This window comes from Ignatzschineria sp. 22MB058224, from assembly GCF_058188435.1.
This window is the reverse complement of the sequence record NZ_CP187366.1, coordinates 785205-812202: the sequence shown is the minus strand read 5'-3', so window position 1 is coordinate 812202 and position 26998 is coordinate 785205. Positions and strand designations below refer to the sequence as shown.

The window sequence follows — 26998 nt, the reverse complement described above, 5'->3', positions numbered from 1 at the left end:
CCTTAAACAATAGTTATACGATGACTATTAGATTTCTTAGTTGCTACAAATATTTATCCATATTAGTTAATTTACATATTTATGTCTATATATATCAATTTATAGTTTTTTACATATATAGATGTTAGTTATGAGATTGAATGATCAGAAGCTTTCGTTTGATTTAAGGCTACTAAGAGTATATAGCGAATCTATTGGTTCGCTTTGTCTCTAAACATTAGATGAAAGTGTCAAAATTGACCGTGACAGCAAATTTTAATAAGAATGCATTAAAAATTATCGCGTTCACGCCTAAAAGCATCTATCTTCTTATCAGTTGTATATTGTGATAGTGCATAAACTGCCCAGATTACGGCTGGTAGCCATCCAATAAGGGTGATTTGCAATATTAAACAGATAACCCCTGAGAGTGGTCGCTCAATGGTAAAAAAGAGTAGAAAAGGCAAAAAAATTGCAATTGCTAAACGCATTTAATATTCTCCTTTTTCTGTTGCATAGAATGATTTAGGTGATAACTATGCGCAGTTTATCATATAAAATTATTTACAAATTGTTTTTAGCATCAAAAGACCAGCGATTTTTCTTACAAATTCGACAACTTTGAAAAATCTAAGGCTTCAAGTTGTTTAGCATACAGTAGTTTTTCAAAAGTTGTACCTATGTAGTATGGGATTTCAATCTCTAAAGTCTGTTGCTCTTTGAGTGGATAAAGATAGGTAATCCCTGATGGCGTCTTGAGCCTAGAAGAATGAATTAAAAAGTTATCTAATCGGGCGCTTTGGGAGTATTTTTTTGCTAATTCTTGCATAACACTATTGAGTGGAGCTGAATGAATCTTGATCTGAGTATTGATAGGCGCTAATATTTTAGGGGCGAAAGTAACAGAAAGCGCTATGTTTTCTTGGTTATTTGTTATATTTTGACTGCGTATAATATTTGCAATAGCATTGAAATAACTCGGGACTTCAGTTTGATTTTGAGTGAAAAATTGGTAGCTTATACCATAGCGATCCTCAAATTGTTCGCTTGAAAGAATAATATCCTCAAGTGATATTCGTATATCTCTCATTCGTTTATGAGAGATAGTAGTAAAGCTTATAAAATGATCAATGACAGTGTGTTTATCGCCGCTTGATTGTCCGAGAATGTAGTAACCGCGTTCAGGGTCATAATAATGATAAAAGGCGACCGTTCCTAAGAGTGGATGTTCTCCGATAAACCCATACTGATCTTCAAAGATAATTTTCGTGAGCTTTTTTTTAAGATGATCAAAAGCAGCGGTATCTTTCTCGGAAGGCGCAATGATTAAAATGGCCGATGTATTAATAATTACTAAATCCTCATTTTGAGGAGAAAAATTATAAAAATTAAACACCTTTAAATTTTTTGAGTGCGGATCAAGTATTAATCCTTGATATTGGCGGTAATCTGAAAGAGTGGCTGGTGTGAATGTTAGAATTTGGGATGGTGTTAGTTTTATAGAGTATTGAAAGGGAAGTTCTACCCATTCACCAATATAATCGTCATTAAGGCGTTTACTAATGTCATGTTGTAATTGAAGATCTGCTTTTTGTAGCTTTTTTTTAGATTCTGCGATTTGTGTGATCAGAAAAGCAAAGTCAGGATTATGAACAGTATCTTCTTTTATTTCGATTTGAATCTTACACCCCCAATTTGCACATAAATCATAGTTGTTGCTTGAGAGAATAATTGCCTCATCTTTATGAGAATTTGCAGAATTTGTTTGTTCAATTTTAAAAGAACCGTTGGTAAAATAGATAGTATCTTTTTTTAGTATTCCTGAATCAAGTTCATAATATTGATAAAAACGGACATTTCCTTCCCGAAAGTCAATGAAACTATTGATAAAACGGTTAGCAAGTTTAAAACCTAAGTTATCAAAAAATTCTTGTTTTCCATCACTATTCAGTAAAACTTCTGGGAATGTGATGGATATGTCGGTGATTTTATAAAGTTCTTCTTTAATGATGGGTTTACATGCACTCAACATTAATATCAGTATCAACAGAGTGATAATGTTAAAAAGAGATGCTGTTGGCTTTATGTGAGGCATACTTCAACCTATTCATTTATAGAAAGATTATGATTTAGTAATTTAAAGTTGGTTTAAATCATATCACAAAATTATTGTCTCTAATGGCAAAAAGCTTGCTGAATCTATGAATGAAACAGCTTTTTATATAAGGTTTAAAAATTGTTAAAGAGATTTTATGTGTCAGCATATTTCTTCTTTAAGATATGCTAAAATTTGCAATTAATTACGATTTACAATATTACAATTAAAAATGTGCTTGTATCGAAATTTGTAGGTTTAAAAATTGTCCTGAGCGCTTCCTGTTCAAATGTATTTAGGTGATTAAGAATGAAAGTATTAATAGTTGGTAAAGGTGGTCGTGAACATGCACTAGCATGGAAAAGTAGGCAGAGTCCTCTTGTGGAAAAGGTTTTTGTTGCGCCTGGTAATGCAGGTATGCAAAAAGATGCAACACTAATTGATATTGATGAAACAGATGTTAATGCATTAGCAGATTTTGCATTAAAAGAGCAAATTGATTTAACAATCATAGGGCCCGAAGCAAGTTTAGCTGCTGGAGTAGTAGATGAATTTAACAAGCGAAATCTTCGTGTTTGGGGACCAACTCAAGTAGCAGCACAGATCGAGAGTAGTAAAGATTTCTCTAAAAAAATGATGGTTAAATATGGTGCGCCTACTGCTCACTCTGAGAGTTTTACAGAGAGCGAAATAGCAAAAGATTATGTTCGAAAAATAGGTTTACCAATTGTAATCAAGGCTGATGGACTCGCTGCGGGGAAAGGGGTCGTTATACCTAATACACTTGAAGAGGCATTTTTAACTATTGATGATATGCTCGGAGGGAATCTTTTTGGTGAAGCGGGTTCTCGCATTTTGATTGAAGAGATGCTAGAAGGTGAAGAGTTCTCTTTGATGTGTTTTGTACATAACAATCAAGTTATACCAATGGTGATGGCTCAAGATCATAAACGGGCTTATGATAACGATAAAGGTCCCAATACCGGTGGGATGGGTGCTTATGCACCAATATTTTCTGCTGATAGCGAGCAAGTTAAAACAGCCGTTACAACGATTATGCAACCTATTGTAAATGGATTATCTAAAGAAGGGATATCTTATACCGGTTTTTTATATGGGGGACTTTTTTTAACAGATGATGGCTTTAAAGTTATAGAGTTTAATGCTCGATTTGGCGATCCCGAAGCGCAAATTATTTTACCACTGTTAAAAACAGATCTTATTGAATTACTTGTAAGTCTGATCGATGGCAGAGATATTCCTATGATGGAATGGCGTGAAGCTTATGCTCTCGGTATAGTTTTAGCTGCAGAAGGTTATCCAGAATCTCCTAATTTAGGAAGTCTATTAAATTTGGTCGAATTTAATGGAGAAGATGAATTAATCTTTTACGCCGGTGTTCGGGAAGAGAATGGCAAACTTTTGAGTGATGGTGGTCGAATTCTACTTAATGTTGCGATTGCTGATACATTTAAAGGTGCTTTTGAAAAAGCTTATAGTAATATGCCAAAGCTTAAAGTAGAGCGCACTTTTTACCGATCAGATATCGGCTATAAACAGTTTAAACGATAATTTATGTGAATTCGGCAGTGTTGAAAGGCAAGATTTTATCTTGCCTTTCTTGCGCCATCTATATGTTATATAAATAACTTGCCTCAAATATATAAAGTGTACTAGGTAGAGAATATGTATCTTGAATCTAATTTTCACAATTGTCTGTCAAGCATTTGTATAAATTTTATTAATTTATAATCGTTAATGTTTTATTTTGATTCAAGAGAATACTAGTATAAATAATAAAAATTCTAATAATTTTTTATCCTCAACATAGTGATTAATTTATTGAATATTAATGTTAATATCCGTTGATATTTTTTTCTTTCAATAAGTTCGCTTGACGCCCAAAAGTATTAAAAAGTGGTTATTTTTTGCAAAAAAATGCTTAAAAATTAAGCATAAAATATTTTTTTTAGGCGCCTTTAAATGAGAACTTATTGATATTGTGCTATTATTTTCCAGTTATTCTAAATTGAAATAGCCTTTAGCTCCATAAAGACATGGGGTCTTTGAGATGTTAAAGGTCTCAATATTTGAATTGAGAAAGGAATATATTTATGGTCGCAACAAATATTAAAGGGAATTTGCCGAAGGAAGAAGCAGCATCCCAAGAAGAACGTAAAGGGATATTTTCTTCCTTACATCTTCCCGTCTTTATTAGTGCAAATCTGATTATCTTAGCAATAATATTAATAGCAATCTTCCATCCTTCAGCACCAAGTTTTTTCGCCTCAGTGTTGAGCTGGATTACTGAAAATCTTGGGTGGTATTACTTGTTAGCCGTAGGGGTGGTGCTTTTAGCATTTATTTATATCGCTTTAAGTCGTTATGGCACAATTAAATTAGGGCCAGATCATTCTGAGCCGGCATACAGTGATAAGAGTTGGTTTGCAATGCTCTTTTCTACCGGAATGGGTATTGGAATCATGTTCTTTGGAGTTGCCGAGCCGCTATTACATTATTTAAGTCCACCGGTAGGTGATGGTGAAACAATCGAAGCCGCTAAAACCGCAATGAATATCACTTTTTTCCATTGGGGCATTCATGCATGGGCAATTTATGGGGTTGTCGGTTTAATATTGGCATATTTTAGTTTCCGTATGAATTTACCGTTAGCCTTACGTTCTGCGCTTTATCCAATGATTGGTGATCGTATCTATGGGCGTTGGGGAGATGCAATTGATACATTTGCTGTGATTGGTACAGTTTTCGGTGTAGCAACTACGCTTGGTTTTGGTGTGATGCAGATTAACACGGGATTAAATTATCTTTTCCCATCTATTCCCGTTGCATCGACAACACAGGTTGTATTGATTATTGTCACAACTGCATGTGCAACTCTGTCGGTGAGTTTAGGGCTTGATAAAGGAATTAAATTCCTTTCGGAATTGAATTTGATTTTAGCATTTGCACTAGTCTTATTCGTTTTCTTATTTGGCGGAAAAGTGCTTTTCTTGTTACAAGTACTACTCCAAAATATTGGGAATTATTTTTCGGGTATTTTTGGTAGTACTTTCAATATGTATAGCTATGAAGCAGCATCATCGCCTGAATTGCGCCAGAGTATCGATAGTTGGCTAGGTGGTTGGACAATCTCTTATTGGGGGTGGTGGATTGCCTGGTCACCATTTGTTGGGATGTTTATTGCAAAAATCTCTCGAGGACGTACGATTCGTAACTTTGTTGGTGGTGTCTTATTAATTCCTGCTGGCTTTACATTCTTCTGGATGACAGTCTTTGGTAACTCAGCAATCGATATGATTGAGACGGATAAGATCCTCAGCTTAAAAGAAACACTTTTAGGACAAGATGGTAGTTCCAAGGCTCTTTTTGCATTTATTAGTCATTTCCCAGTATCTGATTGGGTGCAAACAATTATTCCAGCTGAATGGATTCGTGCCACAATCTCATTTATCTCAGTAGTAATGGTTGCTGTATTCTTTGTTACAAGTGCTGATTCTGGGGCGCTTGTAATGGATATGCTCTCAAGTAAAAAAGAGGTTGAAGTTACACCTCTGTGGCAACGTATATTTTGGGGATCTATTACTGGTGTGATTGCTATTGTCCTATTATTGAATGGTGGCTTAAGTTCATTACAAGCAGTATCAACAACTACGGCATTTCCATTTAGTATTGTGATTTTGATCTCTATCTATGGGTTGATTAAAGCGCTTCGGATGGATGTTGGTAAAATTGATATTCGTAGCAAAGCAAATATGTTTGTTCAACCTTCGACAGTTGATTCAGGTGGGTGGCAAAAACGCCTTCGTAATGTGATGGTTTATCCACGTCGTGGAAATGTTGTTAAATTCATGGAATTAGTAGTTATTCCAGCATTTGAAGAAGTAAAAACAGAGCTCACAAAACAAGGGTTGAATGTTACGATTAATACTGAAAATGATGATGATATTATTTTTGAAGTAGATCACGGTGAAAATGCAAACTTTGTCTATCGTGTGAAAGCAAAACACTATCTCAAACCAAGCTTTACCCTTTTAGATGAGGAGTCTGATCAGGAAGATCAAAAATATTTCCGAGCAGAAGTTTATCTAGATGATGGTAGTAAGGGATATGACATCATGGGTTACACAAAAGAGAATGTGATGAATGATATTGTTGACCAATATACAAGCCATCATTATTTCATTCAAAATTATGAGATGCGTTCAGACTATGAAGTGGGATCTAACCCGAATGAATAGTGTATTATTTTAAGTATTAATCTAATAACATGCGCATTAGAGAAGAGTCAGACCTTTTGGGATCTGGCTCTTTTTTATCATTGAAAAAATATCAATTATTGACCTCGAATCCATTTTAGAAGATAGCTTATTATAACGGCAATAGTGCCACCGATTGCTGTTTCGGTCACACGATCAATTAATAATCCTAATACTGGATGATTCCAATACATTGCAAGTTCAACAAGAACTAGACTGTAACAAGTCATTGTAAATGTAATAACGCCGAAACTTTTATTAAAAGAGAGTGGTAAAAAGAAGGAAAATAGGAAGAGTAAAGAGATTAAATAATGGGTTGTGGTAATATGGACTGATTGATAGGGAATTTGAAATAGTAAAAATAGGGCAATAACTGCAAAAATGCTGCCTGTAAAACGGGTAACAGAATTATTAAAAACGGTTGTTGCCTTTGGAGGCATGACCATCAAATAGGTAATAGTTGCCCAATAATTTTTTTCAATGCCGAGGTAATGCGGAATTAAAAGTGTTAAAAATAGCCCAAGACTATATATGAAAGCTCTAGGTATAAGATGTGTTTGAAGACGAAAAATATCATGGCTAAAAAGTCCTTGTTTGAATGCCTCTAAATCAGTGTTTTTTCGGAGTAACAGATGGCAAACAAATAATGCAGACAAGGTACCGATTGAGGATCCAATGGGAAGACCATCTGTAATTTGAGGAAGTGCAGTGCCTATTGTGGAAAGAATAATAATAAACCGAATTGCTCGATCAAAAACAGGATCTTGACCAAAAAAATAGTAATAGAAGTAGCTTATACCAAAAAGGTAGAGATAATATTTCCATGATAGATGAAAGAATCGTCCGACGTAGGCGCTAGCAAGTACTAATAACATCCAAAAAATGACATAGAGAAGATTGCTGCGGTCAGGTTTAGCATTGTAAAGGGAGTAAGTACACAGCACAGAAAATGATGTCCAGGCAATTGCACTACGAATTCCAATAAATTGGGCTGCAATTATGGCACTTAAAAGCATACTACCGAAAAAAACGAAACTATCCCGAAAGTAGTGAATGTGGATTTTTGAATGACTCATAATAAACCTTCAAGTATCAAGCTGCATGGTGAACAACTCAGCAAAAAATAATTTTTTATAAAGGCGCTTTAACAAGATCTAAGACTTGATAAGTAAAATCACCTTTTTCAGTAATTCGATTACCATCAATAATTCGTTTCAAAAGTGGTTGTTCTGTTGTGAATTTTGGCGCTGTTAGTGATAAATGTTGCGCTATTGCCTTATAATACGGCTGACGATTAGGATTGACAGGTGCAACAATATTAAAAACTTGATATTTTGCAGCTATATTGCGTTTAAGTAAGGCTCTAATAGCGTTTATAACATCAGAAATATGTACTAAGTTAATAGCATTATTGGGTTCCCGTATATTTTCTTTGCCAGTAAGAGAATAAATAGGGTGGCGGCCATTACCGATTAAACCCCCAAGCCTGAGAATTACGGTCGGAAGTGATGTGTGAGAGCGCAATGTATTTTCTGCTTCAACGATTGCTTTTGCATTAATTGACTCCGGTATTACCGGAAGCTCCTCATTGATAAGGCCGCTACTTTTACCATATACAGATATGGAGCTTGTAAAAAAAATTGATTTTGCTTCCCACTTATTCGCTTGCAAAACGATGTACTCAATAGCATCAGAGTAGGAAAAAGCCGCTTCATGTAGGGCTGTTTCGATAAAAGGTGATGGCGGAATATTTATAATGATATGGCGATCGAAAAAAAGTTTTTGATAGTAAGTATGATCCGAAATATCTATCGAGCGCTTTTTGAACATACCAAAAAGATCAAATGGTAAAAATTCCAATGAATCTTTGCCATATTGCTTTTGCAAGTGCTGAGTTATTTTAGGGGATGTTTTAGTAGCTATTACGGAAAAACCGTCTTTTGAAAGCGTTGTAGCAAGTGGGAATCCGAGCCAGCCTGCGCCAATGATAGCGACTTTTGATTTATCCTTTAATGTTTGCATTATTACTTCGCAATAGAAAAATATGTCCGTTGACGTAAATCTTTATGGAGATTTTAAATGTACTATTGATCTTAACAAATTATTGAATGGATATTATTAAATATTTTTTAAAATAGTTGATAAATGGCTAATTAAATCGAAAATTTATCATACGGTGATCTTTTTTTGTTAAACTGAATGCATAAATTTGAAATATTATTTAGGAGGAAGCTATGAAAAAAATTGTATTGAGTATTCCAGAAATTAGTTGTGGCCATTGCACTTCAAGCATTGATAATGCACTAAAAGATTTGACGGGGATTATTTCTGTAACTTCGAGTATTGATGAAAAAAAGACGGTTATTGAGTTTGAAGAAAAGTTGATAACTGAAGGAGAAATTATTGAAGTAATAGATGATATTGGCTTTGCGGCAACAATTGTTGAATAATATTTTGGATAAAGTCAATATTGAAATAATCATTAAAGGCACTGTTGATGTGCCTATTTCATGTAGATTTATGGTTGGTCATTGGCATTTTTGAGTAATGAAAGGGTTATCGTTTCCTTGAATTTTCTTTATGTGTTGGTTTCGTTCACATTCCCATTTTGTAGGTGGGTATAGCTTGTCCCAAGTCTGCATTAATCGTTTTTCTTGTCTTGCTAAATTCAATTGATACTTTTGTGCCATATAGAGATATGCTCGTCCAATAATACCTTTAATTTCATCGCGGGGTTGAACAATTCGGTGATTGAAATCTGTTGCAAATTGGCATTGCCCATATTGATTAAAATCGCGAGTAAATTCACTAAATCTGAAATTAGAGCGATCTGCATTAATTTCACCGACCGCGGGCTGTATATTATGCATATCGCCCTCCATTCTATTAAACTTTTCGCTATAATTGGTCGATTTTTTGCAGCCTTTTCGGCCACCTTGTTGCCAGCATTGTAATTGATGACCGAAAGTATGTGCTGGCATAACATGTTCCCACTCGATGCGATTAGCACGTACGTTATTTTTTCGTACTTTATAGCCGCAACTTTCAAGATCTATGATGCCTTTTTTCCCTTCCCAAATGAATTTACAATCGCAGTAAAATTCTCGTTGTTGAGGATGACTTTGATAGATCTTTGTAAGATAATTTTTAGCTTTTTGAAAGTTTTGAAGAGATGTTTTTGGTGACGATTCGTTCCTAATAATGAATTGTGTATAGTCTAGCGTCCAAAAAACATTGCCTATAATAATACAAATTAATGCTGCAATGAGATATGTCCATTGCTTTTTTTTAAGTAATTTGCGAATAATTTTTGTAAGAAATTTTTGAAGTTGAGCTAAATTCATCTCTGTCGGTAATCTAAAACGTGCCAATTAGTAATATTACTATTAAATTTATAAAAATTTACAAATTTAATGCTTTTAGCGCTAAGTTCTAAAAACTTTTCCCGATATCTTTTATAATGAACTCATAAACAATATTAGAAAGGAAATTTTATGACACTTGGAGAGGCACTTAATGTGCGATCAGATTTACAAACACGAATTAGTCAATTGAGCGCGAGATTGGCAGAAAATATAAAAGTTCAGGAAGGTGATGACCCCACGCTTTTTCCAGCGGATCTTAAAAAAGAGATTTTTATCGCTATTGATACATTGGGAAAGCTAGTTGGTAAAATTAATGAAACCAACAATCAAACACAATTTTCCGAGAGTCAATCATTAGCTGATGCTTTGATAGAGCGTGAGAATCTACTTAAAAAAAGACAAGTAATTAATCAGATGATTGAAAAAGCATCGGAAAATGAGAATCGATACAGTATGTCGGAGATCAAGTTCCTAACAGTTGTAGATGTTCAAGCATTGACTAAAGAATATGATGCACTGTCAAAATCTTGGCGAGAGCTCGATAACAAAATTCAAGCGATTAATTGGCGTACGGAACTCGTTTAGATACAATTGAAATAGGCAGTATAGAAAAGGCGAGTGCAAAAAAATACACTGTAGCGTTAACAGCGCAAACTCTTAACAAGTAACGTTAAGAACAGTTTACACAGTAGCTTGCTACAGAACATTTACCGTTACAATTTACTACCAAGTACTGATTTTCTATATGGGTGGGTTAGGGGTATCCTCAGAATATTTATTATTCTGAGGATTTTTTATTATGCCTGATTTTGAATGATTGCAGCTAACTCTGATGTATATTTTTCACCAAGCTCTAAATTACCGCATTCAACCATAACACGCACAACAGGTTCAGTGCCGGACGCTCTTATTAATACTCGTCCTTCGCTTCCTAGTTGAGATTCAATTTTTTGAATTTGTTCATTTAGTAGGCGAGTATTCCACTCTTGTCCTTTATTAATACGAACATTGTGCATAACTTGAGTCGTTTTCGAGATAGAATCACGAAGTTTTGCAAAAGATGAATTAAGTGTTTCAATTGCTTTAAGTGATTGGATTGCAGCAATCAATCCATCGCCGGTTGAGTGAATATTTAAGCAGAGTATGTGACCTGAATTTTCGCCGCCAATAGTGAGTTTTTCTCGATTTAATAATTCAAGTACGTAACGATCTCCAACTTTTGATCTAAGGAGGTCAATACCTTTTTCTTTTAAGGCATTTTCAAATCCTAAATTACTCATAACGGTTCCTACGATGCGCTTTTCTTGGTTTGCTATTGCCAGAAGGTAGAGTATATCGTCCCCATCAAATGGTCGGCCCCTCTCATCAACAATGAGTAATCGGTCGCCATCCCCATCAAATGCGATGCCACAATATGCAGATTCTGCGAGAACTTTTTCTTGTAAAGCTTTTGGGGCAGTCGATCCGACAGCATCATTAATATTTATTCCATTAGGAGATGCACCAATCGTAATCACGGTGGCACCGAGTTTTTCAAACAATTCTGGAGCAACTGAAGATGTTGCTCCATGAGCACAATCTATGACAATCTTTTTACCTTTGAGAGATAAATTTTTGGCACTTTCTAAACAAAAATCAATATACTCAATCGCAGCAGATGGATGATACGTAATTGTCCCAAGACATACTTCACCACCAAAGATCAGCTCTTCATCGATAAATGATTCGATCAGTAATTCAATTTCATCATCGAGTTTTTCACCATGATTGTTGAAGAATTTTATACCATTATCAAAATAAGGGTTATGTGATGCGGAAACGACAATCCCTGCAATACAGTGATATTTTTGGGTGAGATAGGCAATTGCGGGAGTTGGTAGAATTCCCGCAAGAATTACATTAACACCGGCATATGTTAATCCTGCTGCAAGTGCTGATTCAAACATATCCCCCGAGATACGAGTATCCTTTCCAATTAGGATAGAAGTTTTTTTTTGGCCATTCGCAAGTGCTTTACCGGCAGCATAGCCAAGTTTTAATGCAAATTCTGCCGTTAAAGGAAATTCACCAACTTTTCCTCGGATGCCATCTGTTCCAAAATAGGTTCTGCTCATTATTAATATCCTTCTAAAAGCAAATAATGGGCAATATTCTAGCGTAGATTTCTATTTATGGGAGAATCTTTCTTTTCAAGATGTTAAACATTCACGTTTATTTCACTGCTTTTATGATTAAAATTCGATTTTGTTGGCTTAAATTAGGCTATTCAGGGAATTTTAATTTGTTATACTGTTTTGCAATTAGGAATTAATAATTGATAATTCAGGAGTGACAATGAATCGACAAAAGGTAAGCATTTTTGGTGGAACCGGTTTTATAGGTTCTCTCTTAACTACGGCATTAGCTAAAAATGGCTATCGAGTAACGGTATTTTCACGCAATCGCAATGTGCAAAATGATGCTTCCTGTATGCCATATGTTGAATTTATTGATGAATGTAAACTTGAAGATGAAACGCTTATTCGTCATCATATGGAAGGATCAGATTTTGTGATCAATCTTGTCGGAACGTTTGATAATAGTAAGCGTCGTGCAATGAAAGCACATGTTACTTATCCAACGAAGATTTATGAAATAGCGGATAGCCTTGGAATAAAAAAAATGATTCATTTTAGTGCGTTAGGAGCATCTGAAAACGCGCCAGGAACGTTTTTTTCTACTAAAGCTAAAGGTGAAAAAGCGCTGTTAGAAGTTGCTAAAAAAGGTACAACTACCGTAACTATCATCTCTCCTTCATTAGTTGTTGGTTATGAAGATGCGTTTACATATAGTATTGCACGATGGATTAGAACAATGCCTATCCTTTTCTTGCCAATGGCTAAAGCGAAAGTTCAACCTGTATTTGTGAATGATATTCTTGATGCCGTACTATTACTTTTGAGTAATGATTATGAGCAAAGTACGTTTGAGTTAGCGGGTAAGGCGCAATATACTTTAAAAGAGATTGCGGAAAAGATTGCAAAAGAGATTACTCCAAAAAAACGTACGATTTTTGGTTTTCCCGATGCTTTTGCAAGCTTTATTGCATTTTTTATCGGTTTTATGCCTCGTTTTCCATACAGCCGTAATCTGATTAAATCGTCAAAAACGCCTTCCACATCGACTAAAAATGATTTTGAAGTGCTGGGGTTAACGCCAGCAAGCTACGAATCAGTACGCCAATTTGAAATATCAACAACGGTATTAGACAAGTATTATTACGATCGTTTAAATGCACGTCGCCCCGTCAAATCATAATTGCTGTTATAAGGAAGAATTAACGAATGTTAGATGTTCAATTTAAAGTTCTCGATGATCGTTTAGGTCAAGAGTATCCGTTGCCAAGTTATGCGACTGCAGGATCAGCAGGGCTCGATTTAAGAGCAATGACAACAGAAGATGTTGTGATTAAACCTGGGGAAAATGTTCTTATAAAAACGGGGATGGCCATTTATTTGAAAGATCCTCGCTATGCCGCAATGATTTTACCTCGTTCTGGGCTAGGCGTTAAACATGGTATTGTGCTTGGAAATTTAGTGGGGCTTATCGATGCAGATTATCAAGGAGAACTTATGGTTTCCTTATGGAATCGCAGTCAAGATACTTTCACACTCAAAGTCGGTGAACGGATGGCTCAATTGGTCATTGTCCCTGTAATACAAGCAAACTTTGAACAAGTTGAAGAGTTTGAAGCAACAGAACGTGGCGAGGGTGGCTTTGGTCACACTGGTCGAAATTAGGTAAATCAATGGCTTGCCGATAAAAAAACATTCATTTTATGAAACTCAGTGAGCTGAAATTCACTGAGTTTCATTTTTTTTCGCCATAATATTTTATATTTCAAATATGAGTTTTTATATTCATATTTTTATTAAATAAAGTGCTTAAAATTTAAGTATATCCACCAGGAAAGGAGAGGTTAGATGCAAAAGTCCAATAGTGTAGATCGGTATAAGGTTCCTATTGCATGTTTTTGGTTAGTGTTTTTAGCAGCAACGTCATTAAGAGTGACCTTAACATCGTTAAGTCCTATTATGAGCGATATTGCAGAATCATTGGAGCTATCTAAAGCAGTCGTCAGTTTTCTAGTGACAATCCCCATTATTTGCATGGGCGTTTTTGCGTTGACAGCAGCGCCATTAAGTAATCGTTTCGGTATGGAACGGATGATTACTATCAGCCTCTTTTTGATAGGTGTTTCGACAATCACGCGCAGTTATTTTCAAAGTACCCATCTTCTATTTGCTTCATCATTATTAATGGGTATTGGAATTGCTATTGCAGGCCCTCTACTATCGGGGTATGTAAAACGTTATTTTAAAAAACGTAGTAATGTAGGTATGATTTTTTATACTTTTGGCATTAGTATTAGTGGGGTTCTTGGGGCATTAAGTAGTTCTATTTTAAATCAGTATTTAGGTTGGGAGTGGAGCGTCACTCTTGAATTTTGGGCTGCCCCGATTTTAATTATCTCTGGGGTTTGGGCTGCTTTTTATCTTTTTAAAAATTCTAATAATATTGTAGAGGATGCCCCAAAAGCCAAAATGCCATGGAAAGAGGGGCGCGCGTGGATGTTAGTTGCCTGCTTTGGTTTACAGTCAGGAATTTTTTATACAAACGTTGCGTGGTTATTACCTTTTTTACTTGAAAAAGGGATAAGTTCTTTTCACGCTAATTTTTTATTAAATCTATTTATTTTCAATGGTATATTTGGTGGCTTTATTATTCCAATTACAGTCATAAAAATTGGACTTCGTGCTACTAGTATTGGCGCAATTTCCTTAGTGATTTTATCGATTTTAATCCTCCTTTTTACCAATGATAATCTTTTTTTGCTCTATTTTGTAATTGCGATTATCGGAGTATTAGTAAGTTCCGGTTTATTCGCTATTACGATGTTGTTACCATTTAATGAAGTGGATAATGGGAATGCAGTCGCTAGTTGGACAGCGATGATGCTTTTTGGTGGATATTGTTTTGCAGCATTTATTCCAACTTTATTAGGGTTACTTTATGATTTAACGGGTTCGTATAGTGCTGTATTTTATGGCTGTTTGCTTAATGCATTTATTCTTTTTCTATTTTTTATAGTCTTTTTTCGAAAGAAACGCGAAAGATATTGATTCGTTAAATAAATGTGATTTTTTTTTGAAAAATAGTGATGCAACACTATGATTTTCACAATTGATTTCGTATATTGATGTGAGCAAATGAGATCGTCGGTTGAATGAAGTAGATCTTAAAATAATAAAACAATCGTTAGGTTGTTCAATAATCGTAAAGCTGGAGAAGCCTAGAAATGAAAGTATTAATTTTAGCTGGAGATGGGATTGGTCCTGAAATTGTCAAACAAGCTGAAAAAGTTTTAAAACATGTCACGAATAAACACGGCCTACAATTAACGCTTGAATATGGCAACATTGGTGGTGTTGGTGTGGATAAAGATGGTTCTCCTTATCCTGCTGAAACAGCAAAAAAAGCTGCTGAAGCGGATGCAATTTTACTAGGATCGGTTGGTGGACCTAAATATGATACATTACCTCGTGATCTGCGTCCTGAGCAAGGGTTATTGGCAATCCGCAAAGAGCTCAATTTATTTGCAAATTTACGTCCAGCCCAAGTTTTTAAAGAACTCGCACATGCATCGAGCTTAAAAGATGAGCTTGTTGCCGGGCTTGATATCATGATCGTGCGGGAACTTACCGGTGATATTTACTTTGGTCAGCCACGTGGTATTGAAGAGCGTAATGGCGAGTTAGTGGGTTTTAATACGATGATCTATTCTGAATCCGAAATTCGTCGTATCGCACATGTTGCATTTCAAGCTGCACAAAAACGTCAAAAGCGTCTCTGTTCCATTGATAAAATGAATGTTTTAGAAGCAACGCAATTATGGCGCGATGTTGTAACACAAGTTGCAACGGAGTATCCAGATGTTGAGTTATCGCATCTTCTAGTAGATAACGCCGCGATGCAGCTTGTTCGTGCACCAAAGCAATTTGATGTTATGTTAACGGGTAATATTTTCGGTGATATTCTTTCTGATGAAGCTTCTATGTTGACAGGTTCCATTGGTATGCTCCCTTCTGCTTCTTTAGATGAGAATAACAAAGGTCTTTATGAGCCGATTCATGGATCTGCACCTGATATTGCAGGACAAGATATTGCAAATCCATTGGCAACCATTTTATCAGTGGCAATGATGTTTCGTTATACATTTAATCGAAATGATATTGCAGATGAAATCGATAATGCTGTAAAAGCAGTTTTACAACAGGGTTATCGCACGAAAGATATCGCCAAAGGTGATGAGAAAATAATTGGCTGCGAAGCGATGGGTGAAGCAGTACTTAAAGCATTAGTATAATTATTTATGCAATATATTTTACCACTGATGTGATGCCTAGAAATATTTATCTAGGCTAATCCATGAATAATAGGAGAAGGGGAAAGATGAAAAAATTAGGCCTTGTAGGTTGGCGTGGAATGGTGGGTTCTGTATTAATGGAGCGCATGGTAGAAGAGAAAGATTTTGATGGAATTTATACAACGTTCTTTTCAACATCTAATGCCGGAGGTGAAGCGCCCCATATCTCAGAACATTTTGAATCACAACTTGTTGATGCGTATGATATTGATGCTTTAAAAGCACAAGATATTATTATCAGTTGCCAAGGTGGTGATTATACTGGCGAAGTATTTCAAAAATTACGTGATGCTGGTTGGCAAGGATATTGGATTGATGCAGCTTCTTCGCTGAGAATGAATGATAATGCAATGATTATTCTTGATCCAGTAAATCGAGAGGTTATTGATCGCAGTGTTGAGGAGGGTATCAAAAATTTTATTGGTGGTAATTGTACTGTAAGTTTGATGCTAATGGCACTTGGTTCACTTTTTAAAGAGGGGATTGTTGAATGGGCGACATCGATGACATATCAATCTGCTTCAGGTGCCGGCGCTCAAAATATGAAAGAGCTTTTACAGCAAATGGGAGCAATTCATCAAGTCGTAGTGGCGGATTTAGATAATCCTGCAAAAAGTATTTTAGAATTAGACCAAGTAATTACTAACTCATTTTCAACAGATAACTATCCAAAAGAGCGTTTTGGTGCACCCCTTGCAGGAAGCCTTATTCCTTGGATTGATTCAGAACTTGAAAATGGTCAAAGTCGTGAAGAGTGGAAGGCGATGGCGGAAAGTAATAAGCTTTTACAGTTGTCTAAAAAAATCCCTATTGATGGTACCTGTGTTCGAGTAGGTGCAATGCGCTGTCATTCTCAAGGGCTGACATTAAAATTAACCAAAGATGTGCCAATTACAGATATAGAAGCAATGATCCGAGAAAGCAATCGTTGGGTAAAAGTAGTTCCTAACAATAAGGTTGATACTGTCACATCATTGACGCCAGCAGCTACATCAGGGACATTAACTATTCCTGTTGGTCGACTTCGTAAAATGAATATTGGGGAGCAGTATCTCAATGCCTTCACAGTTGGAGACCAATTACTTTGGGGAGCAGCAGAGCCACTCCGACGAATGCTGAATATTCTTTTAGATCGTGAGTAATTGTGATAACTATTATCCCCTATGTGAGATTCGATAAATATTGATAGAATTTAAACCTCCTTTTATAGGGAGGTTTTTTATGTAATATAAAAAAATTGACTCGTTATTTGTAATGTTTTTATCAACAATTTATAATTTTAAACAGGTAATTAATAAAACGATTTAATTATTTTTTTGCAAATAGTAACTATTCCTCATTTCTATTAAACAGGGAGTCATTATGAGCGGTAAGTTTGAAATTTTTCTTGCGAAGAACCAGGAGTTTTATTTTCGATTAAAAGCGGGCAATGGTGAAATCATTCTTGGAAGTGAAGGATACGTCACAAAAGCCAACTGTCAAAAAGGAATTGCATCTGTTCAAAAAAATGCTTCTGATCTTAATCGTTATGAGAAAAAGTCTTCTGGAAGTGGTCGATTTTCATTCAATTTAAAAGCAACTAATGGTCAAGTAATTGGTACTAGCCAAAGTTATAAATCAGAATCAGGTCGTGATAATGGTATACAATCGGTTGTAAAAAATGCACCAGATGCACAAATAGTTGATTTGACGGTAGAGTAAAATCGATCAATTAGTAGATATTGTGATGATAGAAAAGCACTTTTTAAAAGTGCTTTTTTGTTGCTAGATATTCTTTGCTCTTTCAATAGGGATTGTAAAAATACAGTATCGTTTTTTGCTAAAAATAGCGTAAAAAGTAATATTTATTGATGTTTGATGTTGTTTAATTTTTCATAAATGATTTCAATCATGCGTGCAGGATTATTTTCTGGTAAAAGATGATCAGATGCTCCGATAGCTCCACTCTGAGTCATATTGGTCAAAGAAGATTTCGATATTGCACGTAAAAATGCTTCTGAGCTCAATGAAAAAATAGGCCTAGAACTTTCGCCCCAATTAACGGCGATTGGTAATGTTTCAGCAAGAAGTGCTAGCTCAGGCACTGAAATATCTCGTGGTTTTTTTTGGGTTAGTAATTTAGCCAGTGAATGTTGATTATCACTTTTAATCGTCTGAATAGCTTTACTTTGTTCCTTGAGTGTAAAAGGAGTATTTTTACAAGCAGCTATAAAAAGATCGATTGCCTCGGCAGTTTTTTTTCGACGAGTTGCGCGCATAATTGGTGACATCATCTCTGTGATATCTTGGCTGAAGAGTGCATGTTCATCTTGATTCATACCATAACTTGGCACAATAAGTTCATAGAAGAAGAGACCTGCAAATAGCTCGGAATTTTCGAGAGCTGCCAATAATGTTGGATGACAAGCATAAGACCATGCGACGACATAAAATTTTAGAGCATCGTTGCGATGAATGTCGCGAAGTTTTTGACAAAAGGCGAGCAATTCGTCGGCATGCCTTTGTGTATCGAATAATTCACCATTTTCCGATGCTGCTTTACCAAAACCTGATTGTGTTAATGCAATTGCATTATATCCTTGGAATTGATTAAGGTAAGGCTTCCATGTGCGTGCATCTCCTAATATTCCATGTAAAAAAAGTAGGCACGGAGTTTTATTCTCTTTAAACGAATGATCTACATATTGGTAATAATGTAGGGATTGTTCACATTTGACACCATTTTGATAGGTTGCAATTATAAGCTCTTTCTCGTCAATAGTTTTGGTTGTACAATTAGTCATTCTGTTTTTACTCTTTGATAAAATTACATAGGTATTTTTTAGAAACAAGGAGATATCTCTCAACAGCTTTCACTATTTTGGATTATAGATCCATTTTCAGAGAACATAATCTAAAAAATCATCACGATTTAATAGATCCACAACAACTGAGATTAGTTTTCGGAGCTCTGTTTCTGACGTTACAAAAGGTGGCATGATGTAGATAAGTTTATTAAAGGGTCGAATCCATACACCATTTTCAACAAAGTAGGCTTGAATTTTTCCTTGGTTTACAGAATTTTTTAATTCAACGACACCTATTGCACCGAGTACACGTACATTTTCGACGTGAGGATTTTCCTTTAAAGGCTCATAAAGCTCTTTGAAAAGTTGAGTTTCTATGCGTGTTACATTCTTATGCCATTGATTGCTAGCAAGGAGTGAGAGACTAGCATTTGCAGCAGCACATGCAAGTGGATTACCCATAAAGGTGGGGCCATGCATAAAACATTTTGCTTCACCGTTGCTAATTATGTTGGCAATTTCTCGTGTAGTGAGTACCGCTGATAATGTGAGATAACCACCGGTAAGTGCTTTTCCTAAGCAGATAATATCAGGTTCGATATTGGCATGTTCACACGCGAAAAATTTTCCGGTTCTGCCAAATCCTGTGGCAATTTCATCAGCAATAAGGAGTACACCTGTCTCATCACAGAGTTCACGTAACGTTCTGAGATAATTCGGATGGTAAAAACGCATTCCACCGGCACCTTGTACAATCGGTTCAACAATAACTGCAAAAAGTTCACTGGCATGATTTTTGAATATTTCTCGGAGATTGTCGGCAGCGGCGTCATTCCATTGATCATAAAAGCCGATCTCAAATGGTTCTGCAAAGAGATGTGGTGGGAGATAATCACCATAGATGGAATGCATAGAATTTTGTGGGTCACAGACGGCCATCGCCCCAAAAGTATCACCATGATAAGCATGGGAGAGTGAAAGTACGCATTTTCGCTTTTCACCTTTGGCATGCCAATATTGAAATGCCATCTTTAAAGCTACTTCTACCGCGACTGAACCTGAATCTGCTAAAAAAAGACATTCAAGTGAAGGCGGTGTTAATTCAATCAATTTTTGTGCGAGATCGACTGCAGGTTGGTGAGTGATACCTCCAAACATTATATGGGATACTTTGGCTAATTGATCTGCAATCGCTCGGTTCATAATCGGATGATTGTAGCCATGAAGCACGGCCCACCAAGAGGACATTCCATCAATTAGCTCTTGCCCATCTTCGAGCTGTATTTTTACGCCTTTAGCGGATTTTACAGGATAGCAAGGTAGAGGTTCGCTCATCGAGGTATAAGGGTGCCAAATATGCTTTTCATCAAATGAGAGATCAATTTTATCGAGTGTCACAACATATCCTTTTGAGTCAATTTTATGATTTAAGAATAACAGTCATGAATCTTATTTCAGCACTAATATTGAGAACTTATCAAAGTAAGACTGTAAATAACCATCAAAACTGAAGTGACTATGGTACTATAATTTTTAATAAGCGATGCTCTAATGAGCGCTCGCTTTTTTATTTACGAAGATTTTGAAACGATTCATAACAGACTAAGTGATTGTTTATATATGTTTATTAGTGACCCGAATAACACATTACCTAATGTATGGAATGAGCGAATTCAAACACAAATAGAGGCACAAAAAAAGGCGAACCGTTATCGTCAAAGAGTTTCAGTGATAAGTGATGTTGACAAAAAAATCATTGCTAATAATGACTGTTATCTCAATTTTTCCTCTAACGATTATTTAGGATTGGCACATCATCCTCGGATAATCAATGCAGCAAAATGTTCGGTAGAATATTTCGGTATAGGTAGTGGTGGTTCTGGCCATGTGACAGGATATAGTGAAGCTTTAGCACAATTTGAAGTAAATTTAGCCTCATGGCTAGGATATGAGCGAGCAATTGTTTTTCCTTCAGGATTCAGTGCTAATCAAGCTATTATTAAACTGCTTGTAGAGCGAGAAGATCGTATTATTGCGGATAGATTATCCCATGCATCAATTATGGAAGCTGCTATTTTTTCTCCTGGTCGTCTTCATCGATTTCGCCACAATGATCTTGATTCATTAGAGAGTTATCTAGTGAAAGAAGATACTAGTGCTGTTGGGAAGTTGGTTATTACTGAAGGCGTATTTAGTATGGATGGGGATATTGCTCCGCTTGATAAAATCGTTAGACTCACAAAAAAATATCCAAGTTTATTGGTTGTAGATGATGCTCATGGAATAGGGGTTATAGGTAAAAATGGTCGTGGTTCAACAGCACTTTTTAATGTTAAGCCCGATATCTTAGTCGTAACGTTTGGCAAAGGATTTGGTTGCAGTGGTGCAGCATTATTAATGAACCAGCCATTGGCTGATTATTTTATACAGTTTTCAAAGCCTCTAATTTATAGTACTTCTATACCTCCATTTCAGGCAGCCATTTTACAAGAATCGTTAATACTTATTCAAAGTGAAGAAGGAGACTATCTTCGCCAAAAATTACGTGATAATACACGTTACTTTCGTGAGTCATTAGCCCCAATTTTAAACCGATATAATGAGGACATTAAAGATGCGAATGAGCGGCTTTCTTTACTTGATTCAGAAAGTGCCATTCAACCAATTATTATTGGGGAAGAGTCGAAAGCTCTACATTTTGCTCAATCATTAAGGGCATTGGGTTTCTGGGTGAGTGCGATTCGTCCACCAACAGTTCCGCCACAAACCTCAAGATTACGCGTTACCATAACGGCTGATCATTCCTATGCGATGATCGATCAATTGGTTACGGCAATGAATCAGATAATTGTTGATGAAGGGTAGATGAAGGGTAGATGAAAACGATTATGACTTTTCAAAACTCACTCTCTTTTCCAACTAAAGAGATAATTGCTACAAACTTTAGTGATAATGCGCATCTCTATGATGATGTTGCCATTGCACAAAGAAAAATCGCCGCAAAGGTTTGTGAAATTCTTGTTAGTGAGATTACTAAAGAATCGATAAAAGAGCCGGTTCGTATTTTAGACGCCGGCTGTGGCACAGGCTATATTGGTCGATATCTGTATTCAAATATAGTAGCAAGAGGATTGCTCGATTCATGTCAAAGTCAATTAGTTGCTCTCGATATTTCAGCTGCAATGTTAGAAGAGGCGAAACGAGATAATTACTATGATACTTACGTGAAAGGCGATATAGAGTCACTTCCTTTTGGCAATGGATCGTTTGATCTGGTTATCAGTAGCTTAGCAATACAATGGTGTCAGGATTTTACAAAAGGTATCGAAGAATTTTTGCGCGTGACTAACGAAATAAATTCACCAAGAGTTTTTATATCAACACTATTGGCTGGCACTTTTTATGAGCTGCAAGAGGCCTTCGCATTGGTTGATAATGAGACACATATTTTGTCATTTATGCGTGAAGAAAAAGCGTATGAGATATCAAAAGAGTTGCGATGTTCTCTCACTATCTATGATGAAGTTGTCACGTTTCAATCGCTAAAATCATTATTTGCAAGTATTCGTAATGTGGGAGCATCAAGTCTTTCAAATCGTCGTAAAGGCTTATTAGGGCGCGAAAGTTATCGAAAATTAGAGCAGTATTTTCAAACATTAGGACAATACCAACTAACTTATAGAGTCGCGATATTTGTATTGTAAGGCTAAAAATATATGACAAATTCATCTAAAACTTGGTTTATTACCGGTACAGATACCGAAATTGGAAAAACATTTGTAACATCTAAGTTACTGCAGACACTCAATCAGCATCATCACTTTGCCAACGGTTATAAACCTATTGCTTCAGGTTCTGTAATGACACCAGAAGGCCTTCGAAATCCCGATGTATTGGCACATTTACAAGCATCCTATGATGACCTTAGTTATGAAATGATTAATCCCTATTTCTTCGAAGAGGAAGAAGCTCCCCATATTTTAGCTGAACGACATCAGCGTCCGATCGAGTTTGCTAAAATTAATCAGGGATTAGCCTATCTTCAATCACTTAATCATATTACTTTAGTGGAAGGTGCAGGCGGTTGGCATACACCCCTGAATAAAAAGGCTCGTTACAGTGATTGGGTTATTGCAAATAATCTTCCAATCATAGTTGTTGTAGGGCTGAAGCTTGGGGTTATTAATCATGCACTTTTGACTTTTGAAACAATTGCCCGTTCCGGGTTAAAAATTGAAGGTTGGATTGCGAATCATCTTTCTGATAGTCCAAGTCTACAAAATTATATTGAGGGTATTAAGCAATTTTCGAATATTCCAATGATTGGTGAAGTCCCATTTCAACGCTCTGTTCAAGATAATGATAAATGTCATTTTGATTTGAGAGTTTTTCAAGGGTAATTTAAGTCATTTCTGTTTAAGAAAGTCAGTATGTCTTTTCTTACGTACAAGCTTCAATAATGATTATTGAAGCTTGTTTTTTTATAAGCAATTTACCCATTAATCTCAATAAAAATTCTTAATAACTATCTATAAATTAAAATTAATATAAAAATAAATATTTTAAAATTTATGTAAATGATATAGAGTGAAATTGTATAGTGCAATTTCATCAATATTGTAGCTGTACAACTTTGATATTCAATAACTTTTACAAGGAGTTATATTATGGGTTCAATTGGAAGTATGACTAAACCAGAATTAGGTTTTCTCGCTGCAGCAGTACAATATCCTGTACCGATTGTAAATAGTCGTGCGGATATCGATAAACAAATCGAAAATATCGTACGCATTATCCATCATACGAAAGCAGGTTATCCCGGTTTAGAGCTTATTATTTTCCCTGAATATAGTACTCAAGGTTTAAATACCGAAAAATGGTTAACAGAAGAGTTTCTATGTGATGTTCCCGGAAAAGAGACCGATATCTTTGCACAAGCTTGTAAAGAGGCGGGTGTTTATGGTGTATTCTCGATTATTGAGCGAAATCCTGATCCTACTAAAAACCCTTACGATACTGCGATTATTATTAACCCAGAAGGTGAAATTTGCCTTAAATATCGTAAGTTATTTCCCTGGACGCCAATTGAACCATGGTCACCGGGTAACTTAGGCATGCCGGTTTGTGATGGTCCAGGCGGAAGTAAGCTTGCTGTTTGTATCTGTCATGATGGTATGATTCCAGAAGTTGCGCGTGAAGCAGCCTATAAAGGAGCAAATGTCTACATTCGTATCTCTGGTTATAGTACGCAGGTACAAGATCAGTGGATCTTAACGAATCGTTCTAATGCATGGCATAATCTTATGTACACCATCTCTGTAAACTGTGCGGGATATGATGGCACGTTTTACTATTTTGGTGAAGGACAGATCTGTAACTTTGATGGTACTGTTTTACAACAGGGCACTCGTTCACCAGGAGAGATTGTCACTGGAGAGATTTATCCGGTTCTCGCCGATGGTGCTCGCCGCACGTGGGGGCTAGAAAATAATATCTATAACCTTGGTAATCGCGCTTATGTTGGAGATCCTGGCGGTGATCATCAAACAGAACTTACCTATATCCATGATCTAGCAAATGGTAAATATAAATTACCATGGGATAAAGATATAAAAATCAAAGATGGTTCAATCTATGGTTATTCCGAAAAAGGGAAGAAACATTGGGATGAATAGATTCACTTATCAATAATCTCTAAAGAAAAGGTCTGGAATAGGTTGTTACTTCAGGCTTTTTCATTTTAGTTCGATATTATCCATAAGAATTATTGTTGCATTATGTGCTTTATGTAATAATCGCGGTGTAATTTATTTATATATAGGCAAAATTTTAATATGAAACAGTTAAAAGCATTTTTTGGAATTCTATTTTTAGCATTAGTAACCGTTGCTTGCTCAAACTCAAGTGATTCACCAGAGGCCGTTGCAAAAGAATTTATTGAAGTATTTGCGCAAGGTGATAGTAAAAAAATGATCGATTTGATCTATATCCCTGAAGAGGACGATACGCCTGAATCTAAAGAGATGATTGCTGCTAAATTGGGGATGTTAGTACAAGCCGCGAAACAAGAAATGGATCAATTAGGTGGCATTAAGTCAATTGAAGTTAATAATGTGGTATACAATGATGATAAAACAACTGCTAAAGTAGCGTTAACCGTAACATATAAAAATGGTGATGTTAATGGTCCAGATGATGTTGATTTAATTAAGTCAAAAAAAGGCTGGAAAGTTTCTTTCCTTTAATAGGAGCTTTTACCTTGTTACTATTTAAATTGTAGATTCTGCGCTGTAATTGTAGTGATTACAGCGTTTTTTATTTGGGAATATCCTCAAACGATATCAATACTAATTTTTTAATTTAAAATCACTTCTCATGACTTTTCACCGCTTTTTCATTGCGTTTCTATTTCTCTTTTCATTGCTAGTGGTGATTACGCTATATCTATTAGAAATTGATATTACCGGGCAGAGAAATAAGCTCGTATTATGGGATATTGCCGAGAAAGAGCGCTTAATGATAGGAGATATAATTCTTCGTTCGGCTTATGGTAAGGAGAGCCGTATTATTGAGATGGTAAGTGGAGGGAATTATAGTCATATTGCAGTCATTACGGCTACCGATCCTGAGATTTTAGTGACGCATGCAACGACTAATGAGAATGAAAATTTTCTAAATCAGGTTCAAGTAACGATCATTTCACAGTTTCTCTCTCCAACAGTGACAAAACATTATGTCATTGCTCGTCCAAATTTTTTGACTAAGTCTGAAAAAACGCTTTTTAGCCAAGAAATTGATGCACGAAGTGGAGAAGCGTATCACCTTAGAAGTCGAGAATTTGATAATCTTTACTGTACGACATTATTAGAAAAACCGCTATTAGTTTTAAGGCCTAACTTGCAACTAAAGTGGCAACAGGTGAATGTGCCAGGGATGAATGGGGAATATCTCTTTCCAGATGCATTTTTAGCAATCCCAGGGCTCGATATTCTCCTAAAAGATGATCAATGGCTTTCATTGCCGATAAATACTGATGAAATTTGGTAAAATTAAATAATTTTTAGTGCCCGTCGTTTTTTTCTTGAGCTTTATTTTCCCAAAAATTTTCGATCGTTTTAATGATCTGTTGCTGAATATGATCGTTATAAGAAGTGACTGCAAAATCTTCATATAGCTTGTAACTTTTCTGTGAATAGTTATCCGCAAGATAAATAAGAATATCATCCTTAATGAGCCACCTTTTGGGAATATCTCTTGCTATTGCAAGAAGCTCACGCATTTTAGCCAAGGATTTTAAGAGCGGTTTAGATGATTTTTTCATTCGTTTTGCACCCTTGACTTTTTTCCAAGCAGATTCAGGATCTGGCTCGTAACGAGATCGTTCTGTTAGAGGTTGCAAATTTGATTTTAATTGGTTGATCTGACCGTTTTTTTCAAGTTCAGTCATTAAAGCTTTATATGCAGGAATTAGATAATGGACATCATCGTAGGCATATTTGAGTTGTTCATTTGTTAATGGGCGAATATCCCATTGTGTGCGAGTTTGATCGCGCGTTAGATCTACATCACAGTAATGAAGAACAAGATCGTGGTAACTCATTCCAACTTTTTGATTTTGGGTAATTTGTGCTGCAATTTGAGTATCAAAAACAGGGACAGGTAAAACACCTAGTGCGTGAACAATTGCTTCGAGGTCTTGGCTTGCCGAATGAATTATTTTTGTAATATTTTCGGCGGTAAGAAGCGCTTTTAGGGCAGTAAAATCGCTAATTGCCAAAGGATCGATACAGACGGCTTCATTTACTGTTGCTAATTGTATGAGACAGAGCTTAGGGAAATAGGTTTTTACACGCATAAACTCAGTATCAAGCGCAAGAAGTGTAATCTCTGTCAGCTGTTTATTGCACCAAACATCGATACTTTCTTGGGTATCTAAGTAGAGATCTCGCATATCTATTTCCTTTTTCGCATCAATTGTTTTGCGTATTATACGCTATTTTTTGCGAAAAATTGGGACCTGTATGGCAATT

At 35.9% G+C, this 26998-nt stretch carries 25 protein-coding genes; 16 read left to right on the top strand and 9 right to left on the bottom strand.

What is annotated here, in order from left to right; translation table 11 throughout:
- Positions 1–269: 269 nt before the first annotated feature.
- Together ACPF7B_RS03335 and ACPF7B_RS03330 are read right to left on the bottom strand one after the other, a co-directional pair.
- A complete protein-coding gene (locus tag ACPF7B_RS03335; protein ID WP_490506221.1) occupies positions 270–470 on the bottom strand; it encodes a YqaE/Pmp3 family membrane protein in 201 nt (66 codons plus the stop codon).
- Between the two features lie 113 nt (positions 471–583).
- Positions 584–2074, bottom strand: coding sequence for a hypothetical protein (locus tag ACPF7B_RS03330; RefSeq protein ID WP_490506220.1), 1491 nt, complete (start codon positions 2072–2074; stop codon positions 584–586).
- Positions 2075–2383: 309 nt separating this feature from the next.
- Between ACPF7B_RS03330 and purD the strand changes: the two genes are divergently transcribed.
- Both purD and ACPF7B_RS03320 read left to right on the top strand, forming a co-directional pair.
- Positions 2384–3646 (top strand): phosphoribosylamine--glycine ligase, encoded by a 1263-nt coding sequence (purD, locus tag ACPF7B_RS03325; RefSeq protein WP_490506219.1) that lies wholly within the window; start codon positions 2384–2386, stop codon positions 3644–3646.
- A 542-nt stretch (positions 3647–4188) separates the two neighbouring features.
- Positions 4189–6333, top strand: coding sequence for a BCCT family transporter (locus ACPF7B_RS03320; RefSeq protein WP_490506218.1), 2145 nt, complete (start codon positions 4189–4191; stop codon positions 6331–6333).
- 95 nt (positions 6334–6428) lie between these two features.
- On the opposite strand, the gene ACPF7B_RS03315 is transcribed toward ACPF7B_RS03320, so the two are convergent.
- Both ACPF7B_RS03315 and ACPF7B_RS03310 read right to left on the bottom strand, forming a co-directional pair.
- Positions 6429–7427, bottom strand: coding sequence for an FUSC family protein (locus tag ACPF7B_RS03315; protein ID WP_490506217.1), 999 nt, complete (start codon positions 7425–7427; stop codon positions 6429–6431).
- 55 nt (positions 7428–7482) lie between these two features.
- Positions 7483–8373: a Rossmann-fold NAD(P)-binding domain-containing protein gene (locus ACPF7B_RS03310; RefSeq protein WP_490506216.1), complete on the bottom strand. Its 891-nt coding sequence runs from the start codon at positions 8371–8373 to the stop codon at positions 7483–7485.
- Between the two features lie 212 nt (positions 8374–8585).
- Here ACPF7B_RS03310 and ACPF7B_RS03305 point away from each other — a divergent pair, with 212 nt between their 5' ends.
- Positions 8586–8801: a heavy-metal-associated domain-containing protein gene (locus tag ACPF7B_RS03305; protein WP_490506215.1), complete on the top strand. Its 216-nt coding sequence runs from the start codon at positions 8586–8588 to the stop codon at positions 8799–8801.
- Between the two features lie 78 nt (positions 8802–8879).
- On the opposite strand, the gene ACPF7B_RS03300 is transcribed toward ACPF7B_RS03305, so the two are convergent.
- Positions 8880–9722, bottom strand: a complete 843-nt coding sequence (locus tag ACPF7B_RS03300) for an endonuclease (RefSeq protein ID WP_490506214.1) — start codon at positions 9720–9722, stop codon at positions 8880–8882.
- A 123-nt stretch (positions 9723–9845) separates the two neighbouring features.
- On the opposite strand from ACPF7B_RS03300, the gene ACPF7B_RS03295 reads away from it, so the two are divergent.
- On the top strand, positions 9846–10301 hold the full coding sequence (locus tag ACPF7B_RS03295; RefSeq protein ID WP_490506213.1) for a DIP1984 family protein: 456 nt from the start codon (positions 9846–9848) through the stop codon (positions 10299–10301).
- Positions 10302–10513: 212 nt separating this feature from the next.
- Here the strand turns inward: ACPF7B_RS03295 and glmM are convergent, their stop codons facing one another.
- Entirely contained in the window at positions 10514–11830 is a 1317-nt protein-coding gene (gene glmM, locus ACPF7B_RS03290) for a phosphoglucosamine mutase (protein WP_490506212.1), read from the bottom strand.
- Positions 11831–12050: 220 nt separating this feature from the next.
- Here glmM and ACPF7B_RS03285 point away from each other — a divergent pair, with 220 nt between their 5' ends.
- From ACPF7B_RS03285 to ACPF7B_RS03260, 6 genes are all read left to right on the top strand, one after another.
- Positions 12051–13013: a complex I NDUFA9 subunit family protein gene (locus ACPF7B_RS03285; protein ID WP_490506211.1), complete on the top strand. Its 963-nt coding sequence runs from the start codon at positions 12051–12053 to the stop codon at positions 13011–13013.
- A gap of 26 nt (positions 13014–13039) precedes the next feature.
- Complete coding sequence (gene dut / locus ACPF7B_RS03280) at positions 13040–13495, top strand: dUTP diphosphatase (protein WP_490506210.1); 456 nt, start codon at positions 13040–13042, stop codon at positions 13493–13495.
- Positions 13496–13678: 183 nt separating this feature from the next.
- Complete coding sequence (locus tag ACPF7B_RS03275; RefSeq protein ID WP_490506209.1) at positions 13679–14878, top strand: MFS transporter; 1200 nt, start codon at positions 13679–13681, stop codon at positions 14876–14878.
- Positions 14879–15054: 176 nt separating this feature from the next.
- A complete protein-coding gene (leuB, locus tag ACPF7B_RS03270; protein WP_490506208.1) occupies positions 15055–16122 on the top strand; it encodes a 3-isopropylmalate dehydrogenase in 1068 nt (355 codons plus the stop codon).
- Between the two features lie 86 nt (positions 16123–16208).
- Positions 16209–17324: an aspartate-semialdehyde dehydrogenase gene (gene asd, locus ACPF7B_RS03265; protein WP_490506207.1), complete on the top strand. Its 1116-nt coding sequence runs from the start codon at positions 16209–16211 to the stop codon at positions 17322–17324.
- Between the two features lie 220 nt (positions 17325–17544).
- On the top strand, positions 17545–17883 hold the full coding sequence (locus ACPF7B_RS03260; protein WP_490506206.1) for a YegP family protein: 339 nt from the start codon (positions 17545–17547) through the stop codon (positions 17881–17883).
- Positions 17884–18026: 143 nt separating this feature from the next.
- Here ACPF7B_RS03260 and ACPF7B_RS03255 read toward each other — a convergent pair whose 3' ends face one another.
- A complete protein-coding gene (locus ACPF7B_RS03255; protein ID WP_490506205.1) occupies positions 18027–18965 on the bottom strand; it encodes an alpha/beta fold hydrolase in 939 nt (312 codons plus the stop codon).
- A 96-nt stretch (positions 18966–19061) separates the two neighbouring features.
- Positions 19062–20366 carry an adenosylmethionine--8-amino-7-oxononanoate transaminase gene (gene bioA / locus ACPF7B_RS03250; RefSeq protein WP_490506204.1) on the bottom strand — a complete coding sequence of 435 codons (1305 nt, stop codon included), beginning with the start codon at positions 20364–20366 and terminating at the stop codon, positions 19062–19064.
- Positions 20367–20588: 222 nt separating this feature from the next.
- Here bioA and ACPF7B_RS03245 point away from each other — a divergent pair, with 222 nt between their 5' ends.
- The 6 genes from ACPF7B_RS03245 to ACPF7B_RS03220 all read left to right on the top strand — a co-directional run bounded on the left by ACPF7B_RS03245 (position 20589) and on the right by ACPF7B_RS03220 (position 26015).
- The gene (locus tag ACPF7B_RS03245) at positions 20589–21833 is read left to right on the top strand and encodes an aminotransferase class I/II-fold pyridoxal phosphate-dependent enzyme (protein WP_490506487.1); all 1245 of its coding nucleotides are present in this window, start codon (positions 20589–20591) and stop codon (positions 21831–21833) included.
- An 11-nt stretch (positions 21834–21844) separates the two neighbouring features.
- A complete protein-coding gene (locus ACPF7B_RS03240; protein WP_490506203.1) occupies positions 21845–22672 on the top strand; it encodes a methyltransferase domain-containing protein in 828 nt (275 codons plus the stop codon).
- A gap of 12 nt (positions 22673–22684) precedes the next feature.
- Positions 22685–23368 carry a dethiobiotin synthase gene (gene bioD / locus ACPF7B_RS03235; protein ID WP_490506202.1) on the top strand — a complete coding sequence of 228 codons (684 nt, stop codon included), beginning with the start codon at positions 22685–22687 and terminating at the stop codon, positions 23366–23368.
- A gap of 267 nt (positions 23369–23635) precedes the next feature.
- Complete coding sequence (locus ACPF7B_RS03230; protein ID WP_490506201.1) at positions 23636–24643, top strand: formamidase; 1008 nt, start codon at positions 23636–23638, stop codon at positions 24641–24643.
- A 159-nt stretch (positions 24644–24802) separates the two neighbouring features.
- Positions 24803–25213 (top strand): DUF4878 domain-containing protein, encoded by a 411-nt coding sequence (locus ACPF7B_RS03225; protein ID WP_490506200.1) that lies wholly within the window; start codon positions 24803–24805, stop codon positions 25211–25213.
- Between the two features lie 130 nt (positions 25214–25343).
- A complete protein-coding gene (locus ACPF7B_RS03220; protein WP_490506199.1) occupies positions 25344–26015 on the top strand; it encodes a C40 family peptidase in 672 nt (223 codons plus the stop codon).
- 13 nt (positions 26016–26028) lie between these two features.
- Here the strand turns inward: ACPF7B_RS03220 and ACPF7B_RS03215 are convergent, their stop codons facing one another.
- On the bottom strand, positions 26029–26919 hold the full coding sequence (locus tag ACPF7B_RS03215; protein ID WP_490506198.1) for a ribonuclease D: 891 nt from the start codon (positions 26917–26919) through the stop codon (positions 26029–26031).
- Between the last annotated feature and the right edge of the window lie 79 nt (positions 26920–26998).